General features: G+C 65.5%; 10 protein-coding genes and 3 tRNA genes. 11 read left to right on the top strand and 2 right to left on the bottom strand.

All coding sequences use genetic code 11. The features are described from left to right. Positions 1 to 341: 341 nt before the first annotated feature. Both NMQ16_RS12540 and NMQ16_RS12545 read right to left on the bottom strand, forming a co-directional pair. Positions 342 to 815, bottom strand: coding sequence for a Dps family protein (locus tag NMQ16_RS12540; protein ID WP_069039280.1), 474 nt, complete (start codon positions 813 to 815; stop codon positions 342 to 344). After that, positions 812 to 1,798 carry a hydrogen peroxide-inducible genes activator gene (locus tag NMQ16_RS12545; protein ID WP_257081059.1) on the bottom strand — a complete coding sequence of 329 codons (987 nt, stop codon included), beginning with the start codon at positions 1,796 to 1,798 and terminating at the stop codon, positions 812 to 814. The genes NMQ16_RS12540 and NMQ16_RS12545 overlap by 4 nt, the downstream gene beginning before the upstream one ends. Positions 1,799 to 1,995: 197 nt before the next feature. On the opposite strand from NMQ16_RS12545, the gene NMQ16_RS12550 reads away from it, so the two are divergent. The 11 genes from NMQ16_RS12550 to NMQ16_RS12600 all read left to right on the top strand — a co-directional run. Beyond that, positions 1,996 to 2,730, top strand: a complete 735-nt coding sequence (locus NMQ16_RS12550; RefSeq protein ID WP_257081060.1) for a glutathione peroxidase — start codon at positions 1,996 to 1,998, stop codon at positions 2,728 to 2,730. A 104-nt stretch (positions 2,731 to 2,834) separates the two neighbouring features. Further along, positions 2,835 to 4,229 carry a dihydrolipoyl dehydrogenase gene (locus tag NMQ16_RS12555; RefSeq protein ID WP_257081062.1) on the top strand — a complete coding sequence of 465 codons (1,395 nt, stop codon included), beginning with the start codon at positions 2,835 to 2,837 and terminating at the stop codon, positions 4,227 to 4,229. Between the two features lie 107 nt (positions 4,230 to 4,336). Beyond that, on the top strand, positions 4,337 to 5,647 hold the full coding sequence (locus NMQ16_RS12560; RefSeq protein ID WP_257081063.1) for an adenosylmethionine--8-amino-7-oxononanoate transaminase: 1,311 nt from the start codon (positions 4,337 to 4,339) through the stop codon (positions 5,645 to 5,647). Continuing rightward, positions 5,644 to 6,798, top strand: a complete 1,155-nt coding sequence (gene bioF, locus NMQ16_RS12565) for an 8-amino-7-oxononanoate synthase (protein ID WP_257081065.1) — start codon at positions 5,644 to 5,646, stop codon at positions 6,796 to 6,798. Before NMQ16_RS12560 ends, bioF begins: the two co-directional genes overlap by 4 nt. Beyond that, positions 6,791 to 7,552: an alpha/beta fold hydrolase gene (locus NMQ16_RS12570; RefSeq protein WP_257081066.1), complete on the top strand. Its 762-nt coding sequence runs from the start codon at positions 6,791 to 6,793 to the stop codon at positions 7,550 to 7,552. Before bioF ends, NMQ16_RS12570 begins: the two co-directional genes overlap by 8 nt. After that, positions 7,545 to 8,330, top strand: a complete 786-nt coding sequence (locus NMQ16_RS12575) for a methyltransferase domain-containing protein (RefSeq protein ID WP_257081069.1) — start codon at positions 7,545 to 7,547, stop codon at positions 8,328 to 8,330. The genes NMQ16_RS12570 and NMQ16_RS12575 overlap by 8 nt, the downstream gene beginning before the upstream one ends. Continuing rightward, positions 8,324 to 9,022 carry a dethiobiotin synthase gene (gene bioD / locus NMQ16_RS12580; RefSeq protein WP_257081070.1) on the top strand — a complete coding sequence of 233 codons (699 nt, stop codon included), beginning with the start codon at positions 8,324 to 8,326 and terminating at the stop codon, positions 9,020 to 9,022. Before NMQ16_RS12575 ends, bioD begins: the two co-directional genes overlap by 7 nt. 66 nt (positions 9,023 to 9,088) lie before the next feature. Next, positions 9,089 to 9,173, top strand: a tRNA-Tyr gene (locus tag NMQ16_RS12585). 109 nt (positions 9,174 to 9,282) lie between these two features. Beyond that, a tRNA-Gly gene (locus tag NMQ16_RS12590) sits at positions 9,283 to 9,356 on the top strand. A 75-nt stretch (positions 9,357 to 9,431) separates the two neighbouring features. Next, positions 9,432 to 9,506 (top strand) — tRNA-Thr (locus NMQ16_RS12595). A 90-nt stretch (positions 9,507 to 9,596) separates the two neighbouring features. After that, the coding region (locus NMQ16_RS12600; RefSeq protein WP_019915264.1) for a GTP-binding protein at positions 9,597 to 9,742 on the top strand (146 nt) is incomplete at its 3' end.

The following is a 9,742-nucleotide window of genomic DNA, read 5'->3' on the forward strand; positions in this document are numbered from 1 at the left end:
ACGGACACCTCACGCCGTTGTAGCCGCAGGTTCGGGTGAGCCGAAGGCGATGCCCAAAACCCGTCCCCGTAGGTTGAGGTGAGCGCAGCGATGCCCAACATCCGCAGCAGGCAAACCCCCGATTGCGACGCAGATACGATCTGCCCGTCACCCGTGGGTTGGCTCGGGCTGAGCGGAGCAATGCCCCCACGGCTGCGCCCGGCNCAGGCAAACCCCCGATTGCGACGCAGATACGATCTGCCCGTCACCCGTGGGTTGGCTCGGGCTGAGCGGAGCAATGCCCCCACGGCTGCGCCCGGCGCTGTCGGGCGGCCGTGCGCGGTGCAGTCGCTTCGCCGATGTCAGCTCTCGAGCAGACTGCGCAGCATCCAGGCGTTCTTCTCGTGCACCTGCATGCGCTGGGTCAGCAGGTCGGCAGTCGGCTCGTCGTGCGCTTCTTCAACCGCCGGGAAAATGCTGCGAGCGGTGCGCGTCACGGCTTCCTGGCCAGCGACCAGCTGGCGGATCATGTCGGTGGCTGACGGTACGCCTTCCGGTTCCTTGATCGACGTGAGCTTTGCGTAAGCCGAATAGGTGCCCGGTGCCGGGTAACCCAGCGCGCGGATGCGTTCCGCCACCAGGTCGACCGCCAGCGCCAGTTCGGTGTACTGCGCCTCGAACATCAGGTGCAGCGTGTTGAACATCGGGCCGGTGACGTTCCAGTGGAAGTTGTGCGTGGTGAGGTAAAGCGTGTAGGAATCCGCCAGCAGGCGCGACAGGCCGTCCGCGATGGCCCGGCGGTTTTCTTCGGAAATGCCGATGTTGATGCTGCTCATGATGCTTTCCTTTCTCGGTTCTCGTATTCGTGCACTTGGGAGCCCGGACTCCGCCCGGCGGTTCCGCTTCCGTCGCCCGAGTCTGACAGGTGCAACGGTGCCTGTGCGGCGATCAGCTCGGCAATACGTTCGAATGATTCCTGCCGTGCATTCGAACTGCGGGCAACCAGCGCGATGGTACGGCGTGGCCGGGGCTCGGAAAAGCGTCGCGACACCAGTTTCATATGCGAAAGGATGTCCGAGCGCAAACTCATTTCCGGCAGCAATGCGAGGCCCAGACCGCCCTCGACCATCTGTGCCAGGGTAAACACGCTGGTAGCTTCCATTCCGCGGGTCCTGGGTTCCCGCAGACCGCAGCCACCCAGGGTGTGACCGCGCAGGCAGTGCCCTTCTTCGAGCAGCAGCAGTTCATCCGGATCGATCCTGGAGATTTCGCCCGGCATGTCCGCCTCACGATCGGCCGGCGCAATCAGGTGCAGTTCCTCATCGAACAGCGGCTTCACCTGCAGATTGCCCGTGTCGTAGGGCAGCGCGATCAGCGCGAAATCCAGCTGGCCGGCCGTCAGGCGGGTCAGCAGATGACTGGTCAGGTCTTCGCGCAGCGCGAGCCGCAGCGACGGATAGCGCTGGCGCAGCGCCGGCAGTACCGTCGGCAGCACGAAGGGCGCGACGGTCGGGATGACGCCGAGCCGCAGCAGGCCGCTCATCGGCTCCGCTGCGCTGCGCGCCCATTCGCTCAGGTCTTCGGCTTCGGACAGCAGGCTGCGCGCACGGTCGACGATTTCGATGCCGATCGGCGTCATCACCACCGAGTGACGTTCGCGCTCGACCAGATGCGCGCCCAATGTAGCCTCCAGCTCCTTGATGCCGGCGGACAGCGTGGACTGGGTGACGAAGCAGGATTCCGCGGCCTGCGTGAAATTGAGCTTTTCGGACACCGCAATCAGATAGCGCAACTGGCGAAGAGAGGGCAGTGCAGACATGTGGCGCGGACCTTTGGTGGAAGACGTCGGCTGTGAAATCAGATCTTCATCGAAACATTCGATCAATACGACAAGTTTAATCCATTGGACGATTGAAGTGTATGCGCCCACACTGCACTTCGTCGATGCGCTGAACCGGTACATAAAACGCCCGGCGCATCTCCGGATAACGATTCATCCCTCTGAAAGGAACAGCAATGAGCCAGCACAACCAGGAAGGCAAGCGCGTCCCGAACGTCACATTCCGCGTACGTCAGAACAACGAATGGACCAATGTCACGACCGATGATCTGTTCAAGGGCAAGACCGTGGTGGTGTTCTCGCTGCCCGGTGCCTTCACGCCGACCTGCTCGTCGACCCACCTGCCGCGCTACAACGAACTGGCGCCGGCCTTCAAGGCGAATGGCGTCGACGGCATCGTGTGCATGTCGGTCAACGACACCTTCGTGATGAACGAGTGGGCGAAGGACCAGGAGTCGGACAATGTGACGTTGATCCCAGACGGCAATGGCGAATTCACCGAAGGTATGGGCATGCTGGTCGACAAGTCGGATATCGGCTTCGGCAAGCGCAGCTGGCGCTACTCGATGCTGGTGAAGGACGGTGTCGTGCAGAAGGTGTTCTCCGAGCCGCAGGAGCCGGGTGATCCGTTCAAGGTGTCGGACGCCGACACGATGCTCAACTTCATCAATCCGAACGCGAAGAAGCCGGATCAGGTCGCCATCCTGACGCGCGAAGGTTGCGCCTTCTGCGCCAAGGCCAAGGCACTGCTGACCGAACGCGGCTACCACTACGCGGAAATCAACCTGCCGCACACCGAGCGCTCCCGCGCACTGGGGGCCATCGCCGGTGCCAGGACCGTGCCGCAGGTGTTCATCAACGGCCAGCACATCGGCGGCTGGGAAGAGCTGGAAAAGTGGTCGGCCAAGTAAGGTCGCCGACCTGATCTGACCGGATGACGGGGCAACCCGTCGTCCGATCAGGCCTGCACATCGAACGGTGTGCAGGCCTGATCGAGCGCTACAGGGAGAACGACATGAATGAAGTGAATGTGGATGTGGCCGTCATCGGAGCCGGCACTGCCGGCCTTGCAGCCTATCGCGCGGCCATCGCCGCCGGCCGTCGTGCCGTGATCATCGAAGGTGGCCCGTACGGCACGACCTGCGCGCGCGTCGGCTGCATGCCGAGCAAGCTGCTGATCGCCGCTGCCGAAGCGGCCCATGCGACAGAAAAGTGGGACACCTTCGGCATCCGCCTCGAAGGGACGGTGCGCATCGATGGCGCGGCCGTGATGGCGCGCATCAAGCGCGAACGCGACCGCTTCGTCGGCTTCGTGCTCAAGGGCGTCGACAACATTCCGGCCGATCACAAGCTGCGCGGCCATGCGAAGTTCGTCGATGACCACAGCCTGCAGGTCGATGACCACACGGTCGTCACCTTTGGCCGCGCGGTGATCGCGACCGGCTCGTCACCGTCGATACCTCCGGTGCTGAAGGGTGCTGGCGACCGCTTGATCGTGAATGACGATGTGTTCGACTGGGACGACCTGCCACCGTCGGTGGCGGTATTCGGTCCGGGCGTCATCGGTCTGGAAATCGGTCAGGCGCTTCACAGGCTCGGCGTGCGCACCGAGGTGTTCGGCCGCGGCCACTTCGTCGGCCCGTTCTCGGATCCGGCTCTCAAGGCCTACGCCACGCAGACCTTCGGTGATGAGTTCCCGCTGTTCACCGACGCACGCGTCAGCTCGATCGAACGCGTCGGCGACGGCGTACGCCTCATGCAGGACTTCGACGATGGTTCCTCGGCCGTCAAGGAATTCGACTGGGTGATCGCCGCGACCGGCCGGGCGCCGAATGTGAAGCATCTCGGCCTCGAGAACACTTCGGTGACGCTCGGCGCGAATGGCGTGCCGGAGTTCGACCGCACGACGATGCAGTGCGGCAGCACCGGCATCTTCATCGCCGGCGATGCGAACAACGATGTGCCACTGCTGCACGAAGCCGCGGACGAAGGCCGGATTGCCGGCGAGAACGCGGCGCGCTTCCCGCAGGTGCAGCCCGGTCTGCGGCGCGAGCCGATCGGCGTGGTGTTTTCCGATCCGCAGCTTGCAACGGTCGGCCGCCGCTTCGTGGATCTGGCGCCCGACAGCTTCGTCACCGGCGAGGTGTCGTTCGAGGACCAGGGCCGTGCGCGTGTCATGCTGCGCAACAAGGGGTTGCTGCACGTCTATGCCGAAAAGGGCTCCGGACGCCTGCTGGGCTGCGAAATGATCGGGCCGGACGTGGAACATCTTGCCCATCTGCTGGCATGGGCGATGCAGTCGGGCATGACCGTGCAGCGTGCTCTCGAAATGCCCTTCTATCACCCGGTGGTGGAAGAAGGCCTGCGCACCGCACTGCGCGACGCAGCGGCGAAGCTCGCCGACGCGTGATGTACCCGTCCGCCCGGACGACACGCCGGGCGGACGGTTAGAATGTGGGCCTCGATGCGCCGGTGATCGCCCATGCCCTTGTGCCGGCGCGCAGCCGGTATCCGCACGTGTCCGCACCAGAACCCTCGCTCGTATCCCGCAGCCTTTCAGCCGTCTGGCACCCGTGCACGCAGATGCAGTGGCACGCGGACCGTTCCCTGCCGCTGCTCGCCATTGCGCGCGCGCAGGGCGCGTGGCTGTACGCGCCCGATGGCCGTCGCTATCTCGACGGCATCAGTTCCTGGTGGACCAATCTGTTCGGGCACAGCCATCCGGCGATCGTGCAGGCGGTGCGCGATCAGCTTGATACGCTGGATCACGTCATGCTGGCTGGCTTCACGCACGAGCCGGTCGTGGCGTTGTCGGAGCGACTGTCGGCACTGACCGGCGGCCGGCTCGGCCACGCCTTCTATGCATCGGACGGCGCGTCGGCGACCGAAATCGCACTGAAGATGTCTTTGCACTACTGGCGCAATGCCGGGCAGGTCGACAAGAACGAGTTCATCTGCTTCGCCGGCAGCTATCACGGCGAAACGGTCGGTGCGCTGTCGGTGACGGATGTCGCGCTGTTCCGCGACGCCTATGCGCCGATGGTGCGCGGCGCGCATGTGCTGCCCAGCCCGGCGGCGGGCGGCGCGGCGGCGCTGTCGGCGCTGGACGCCTTTCTTGCGCTTCACCACGGCCGTATCGCCGCGCTGATCGTCGAGCCGCGCGTGCAGTGTGCCGGCGGCATGGCGATGCACGAGGCCGCCTGGCTGCGCGACGCGCGCCGGCTGTGCGATCGCTACGCCGTGCATCTGATCGCCGACGAGATCGCGGTCGGCTGCGGCCGCACCGGAACCTTCTTCGCCTGCGAACAGTCGCTTGACGCCGACGGCGGCGGTTGGCCCGACTTCATCTGCCTGTCCAAGGGCATCACGGGCGGCACGCTGCCGCTGTCGCTGGTGCTGTCGGCGCCGGCGGTGTTCGACGCCTTCCTCGACGACACGATGGCGCGCGGCTTCCTGCATTCGCATTCCTACACCGGCAATCCGCTGGCCTGCCGCGCCGCGCTGGCGACGCTCGAGCTGTTCGACAAGCTCGACATCCTGCAGCGCAACCGCGTCTGGGCTCAGCACTTCACCGATGCGCTGACGCCGCTTGCGGCACACCCCGCAGCGCGAAATTTCCGTCAGGCCGGCATGATCTGGGCGCTCGACATCGACGCCGGACACGACGACTTCAGTCGCCGCTTCTACCGCGAGGCGCTGGCGCGCGAACTGCTGCTGCGGCCGATAGGCAACACCCTGTATTTCATGCCGCCCTACGTGCTCGACGACGCGCAGACCGCATTGCTCGCGCGCGGCGCGCTGCAAGCGCTGGACGCCGCACTCGCATGAGCGCCTTCGACTTCCGCGCACGTCTGGCCGCGCTGGCGCGCGACGATCTGACGCGCACGCGTGGAGTGCTCGACGCGCCCTGCGGCCCGGAAGCCGTCGTCGACGGGCAGCGCCTGATTGCCTTCGCCGGCAACGACTATCTCGGTCTTGCGAATCATCCCGAGGTGGTGGAGGCGCTGCGCGAAGGCGCGTCCCGCTGGGGCGCCGGCGCCGGTGCATCGCATCTGGTGAGCGGTCACCAGCGGCCGCACGAGGCGCTGGAGCAGGCGCTTGCCGCCTTCACCGGGCTGGCGCGCGCGCTGTTCTTTTCCACCGGCTACATGGCCAACCTGGCATTGCTGCCGGCGCTGGCCGGTCGCGGCGATACGCTGATCGCGGACCGCCTGAACCACGCGTCGCTGGTTGATGCTGCGCTGTTGTCGCGCGCAACCGTGCGGCGCTATCCGCACGGCGATCTTGCAGCCGTGGCGCGCATGCTCGACGCCGCGCAGGGACGCAAGGTCGTGGTGACCGATGGCGTATTCAGCATGGATGGCGATATCGCACCGCTGGCTGAACTGCTGGCGCTGTGCGAACGGCACGACGCGCTGCTGGTGGTGGACGACGCGCACGGTTTCGGCGTGCTGGGCGAGCAGGGCCGCGGCGTGCTGTCGCACTGCGGACTCGCGTCGGAGCGCATTGTCTATATCGGCACGCTGGGTAAGGCGGCTGGCGTGGCGGGCGCTTTCGTCGCCGGGGGCACGGACCTGATCGAGTGGCTGATGCAGACCGGTCGCAGCTATCGCTACACCACGGCGGCCCCCCCGGCGCTGGCCTGCGCACTGATGGCCAGCCTCGGCCTGATCGGGGAAGCCGATGACAGGCGGGCGACGCTGGCGGCTCACCGCGAACGGCTGCAGCGGGGGCTGACCGGTGCGCGCTGGACCTTGATGCCCTCGCACACCGCCATCCAGCCACTGCACGTGGGCACGAATGCCGCTGTGCTGGCGCTTGCCGGGCAGTTGCGGGCGCATGGTCTGTGGGTGCCGGCCATTCGCCCGCCCACAGTGCCGAGCGGCACGGCACGCCTGCGCATCTCGTTGAGTGCCGCACACACGGCCGGGCACCTCGATGCGCTGTGCCATGCGCTGAGCGAGGCCGGGCATGACTGAGCCGCTGTCCACACGGGCCTTCGGCGACCGCGGACCGCGCGTTGCGCTGCTGCACGGCTGGGGCTGGGACGGCCGCCTGATCGCACCGCTTGCCGAGGCGCTCGGCCGACATGCGCGCGTTGTGCAACCTGATCTGCCCGGTTACGGGCTGAACGCTGAACGTGACTGTACGGGATTCAATGACTGTGTCGACCACCTGATGGCGACGGTACCTGATGCCGACGTCGTTGTCGGCTGGTCGCTTGGCGGCCTGCTCGCGCTGGCCTGGGCCACCCGTGCGCCGCTGCGCAAGCTGGCGCTGATCGGCGCGACGCCGTGTTTCATGCAGGCATCCGACTGGCCGCACGGCATGAGCGCCGAACGCTTCGACGCCTTTGCCGATGCGTTCGACGATGCGCCGATGAAGGCGCGCACGCGTTTCGCCGCGCTGTCTGCAATGGGTGATGCCGATGCGCGTCAGGTGCGCGCCGCGATGGCCGGTCTGGTCGAACAAGCGCCGCTGCCGAGCCGCAAGGCGCTCGACCAGGGTTTGCACTGGCTGCACGACGTCGATCTGCGAGCGGCCGTGCAGGACGTGTCTGCGCGCATGCTGTGCCTGCACGGCGTGGAGGACCGGGTGGTCGATGTCGCGGCATGCGACTGGATGTCGACCGCGGCGCCGGCGTGCTGCGTGCGCATTCCGGGCGCAGCGCATCTGCCCTGGCTGCAGGGCGGTGTCGCGGATCTGTGCGAGTGGGTGGTTGCCGATGACTGACCTCACTGCTGTTCGCCGCAGCTTTTCACGTGCCGCCGACCGCTACGCCGCGGCGGCACGTCTGCAGCGACAGGTCAGCGACCGCTTGCTCGACATGTTGCCGCCGATTGCGGCGGGACGCGTGCTGGATGTCGGCTGCGGCACCGGATTCGCGTCCGCCGGACTGCGTGGCCGCTATCCGGATGCGCTGCTGCTGTCGGCCGATTTTTCGCCAGCCATGCTCGGCGCACACGCACCGATGGCTGACAACGCCCGTGTGTGCGCCGACGCGCACGCGCTGCCCCTGCGTGAAGGCAGCGTCGATCTGATCTTTTCCAGCCTTATGCTGCAGTGGTGCGACCCGTCGCGATCGTTGCCGGAATGCCGCCGGGTGCTCCGGCCGGGCGCTCCGATGTGTTTTGCCACAGTGCTCAACGGGACGTTGCGAGAAATCGATCAGGCTTTTGCCGCGGTTGATCGGCATCGCCACACGTTGCCCTTTCTTGATGAGGCGGGCCTGCGCGAAGCGCTGGGCGCAGCCGGACTGGTCGTCGATCATGTCGAGCAATCACGGCAGGTAGAGTATTTCGATGACGTGCGCAGACTGCTTCAGTCCAACCGCGATATCGGCGCCTCGCGTGTGCCGCTGCAGGCCCGGCATGCGACGCTGGGCCGCGCTGCCTGGCAGTCAGTCTGTGCCGCGTTCGACGCCCAGCGGACGCCGCTGGGCATTCCCCTTACCTATGAACTGGCCTGGGTGGTCGCGCATCGCCCGGAGAACGGAGATTTTGGATGCTGAAGGGCCGCGCTCATTTCGTGACCGGAACGGACACCGGCATCGGAAAGACCCTGGTGGCATGCGCGCTCGTGCATACGCTGCGTTTGCGCGGATTGGACGCGGTCGGCATGAAGCCGGTGGCGTCCGGTGCCTGGCGCGATGCGCACGGGGTGATGCGCAACGAGGACGCCGATGCGCTGGCGGCTGTCAGCGGGGCGCAGCTTCCGCAGGCGCTGACCAGTCCTTACCTGTTCGAGGCACCCCTTGCGCCGCATGTGGCGGCGCAGCTCGAAGGACGGACAATAGCGTCAGCGGTCATCCTCGACGCCTTCCGCTCGCTGTCGATGCGCGCGCAGCATGTGGTGGTCGAAGGCGTCGGTGGTTTTCAGGTGCCCTTGAACGACGATTACACCACCGCCGATCTTGCGGCTGCGATTGCTGCACCCGTCATTCTGGTGGTGGGGCTCAAGCTGGGCTGCATCAACCATGCGCTGCTGACAGCCGAATCTATTCGTGCAAGGGGCTTGTGTCTGGCGGGTTGGGTAGCCAATGCCATGCCTGACGGGATGCTGGAGCAGGGCGCAACGATCGCAACGTTGACGTCCCGGCTCGATGCGCCGCTATTCGGAGCGCTGCCTCGCCTGGCTCGGGCCGACCCGCAAACGGCCGCTGCAGCGCTCGATTTCAGCGTGCTGCGCGACGGCGCCGACTGAAATTTTCGAAGCAGTGTTTGACAGAGCACGAAACGCTCACCATAATCGCGGGTTTCGCTGGTCGCCGGAGGGGTTCCCGAGCGGTCAAAGGGATCAGACTGTAAATCTGACGGCTCTGCCTTCGAAGGTTCGAATCCTTCCCCCTCCACCATAACCTTTTGTATTTGAAGGCTATATTGAGGCGACCTCGAAAAACGTGCAAGTGAAGGTTCCGATCATGGTGGCCGGTTACGGCGGGCCAGCGTGTTTGGAATGGTCGGGCGGGAGTAGTTCAATGGTAGAACCCTAGCCTTCCAAGCTAATGACGCGGGTTCGATTCCCGTCTCCCGCTCCACGAATTGAAGCGTGCATATATATAAGGCGTTTGTCGGGGCGGTGTTCTCGATGAGTGTCTGCAGGTAGTTTTCGTGCCCATGTAGCTCAGTGGCAGAGCACTCCCTTGGTAAGGGAGAGGTCGGCAGTTCAATCCTGCCCATGGGCACCACGGTATTTGGCGTGCGGCATGCCGCGTAAAGGCGCGGTTGCCTGTCGAGGTTTGACGCAGATCTCTAATCAGTTATCAGGGTGATCAAAAATGGCAAAGGGAAAGTTTGAGCGTACCAAGCCGCACGTGAACGTGGGGACGATTGGGCACGTTGATCATGGCAAGACGACGCTGACGGCGGCGATCACGACGATTCTGTCGTCGAAGTTCGGTGGCGAGGCGAAGGCGTACGACCA

It is taken from the genome of Methyloversatilis sp. XJ19-49 (genome assembly GCF_024580145.1).
Classification (GTDB): Bacteria; Pseudomonadota; Gammaproteobacteria; order Burkholderiales; family Rhodocyclaceae; genus Methyloversatilis.

Bases quoted from the DNA above. Each gene is read 5' to 3' on its own strand.
- NMQ16_RS12540 (WP_069039280.1), bottom strand. From the start codon at position 815: ATGAGCAGCATCAACATCGGCATTTCCGAAGAAAACCGCCGGGCCATC.
- NMQ16_RS12555 (WP_257081062.1), top strand. From the start codon at position 2,835: ATGAATGAAGTGAATGTGGATGTGGCCGTCATCGGAGCCGGCACTGCC.
- NMQ16_RS12550 (WP_257081060.1), top strand. From the start codon at position 1,996: ATGAGCCAGCACAACCAGGAAGGCAAGCGCGTCCCGAACGTCACATTC.
- bioF (WP_257081065.1), top strand. From the start codon at position 5,644: ATGAGCGCCTTCGACTTCCGCGCACGTCTGGCCGCGCTGGCGCGCGAC.
- bioD (WP_257081070.1), top strand. From the start codon at position 8,324: ATGCTGAAGGGCCGCGCTCATTTCGTGACCGGAACGGACACCGGCATC.
- NMQ16_RS12570 (WP_257081066.1), top strand. From the start codon at position 6,791: ATGACTGAGCCGCTGTCCACACGGGCCTTCGGCGACCGCGGACCGCGC.
- NMQ16_RS12545 (WP_257081059.1), bottom strand. From the start codon at position 1,798: ATGTCTGCACTGCCCTCTCTTCGCCAGTTGCGCTATCTGATTGCGGTG.
- NMQ16_RS12575 (WP_257081069.1), top strand. From the start codon at position 7,545: ATGACTGACCTCACTGCTGTTCGCCGCAGCTTTTCACGTGCCGCCGAC.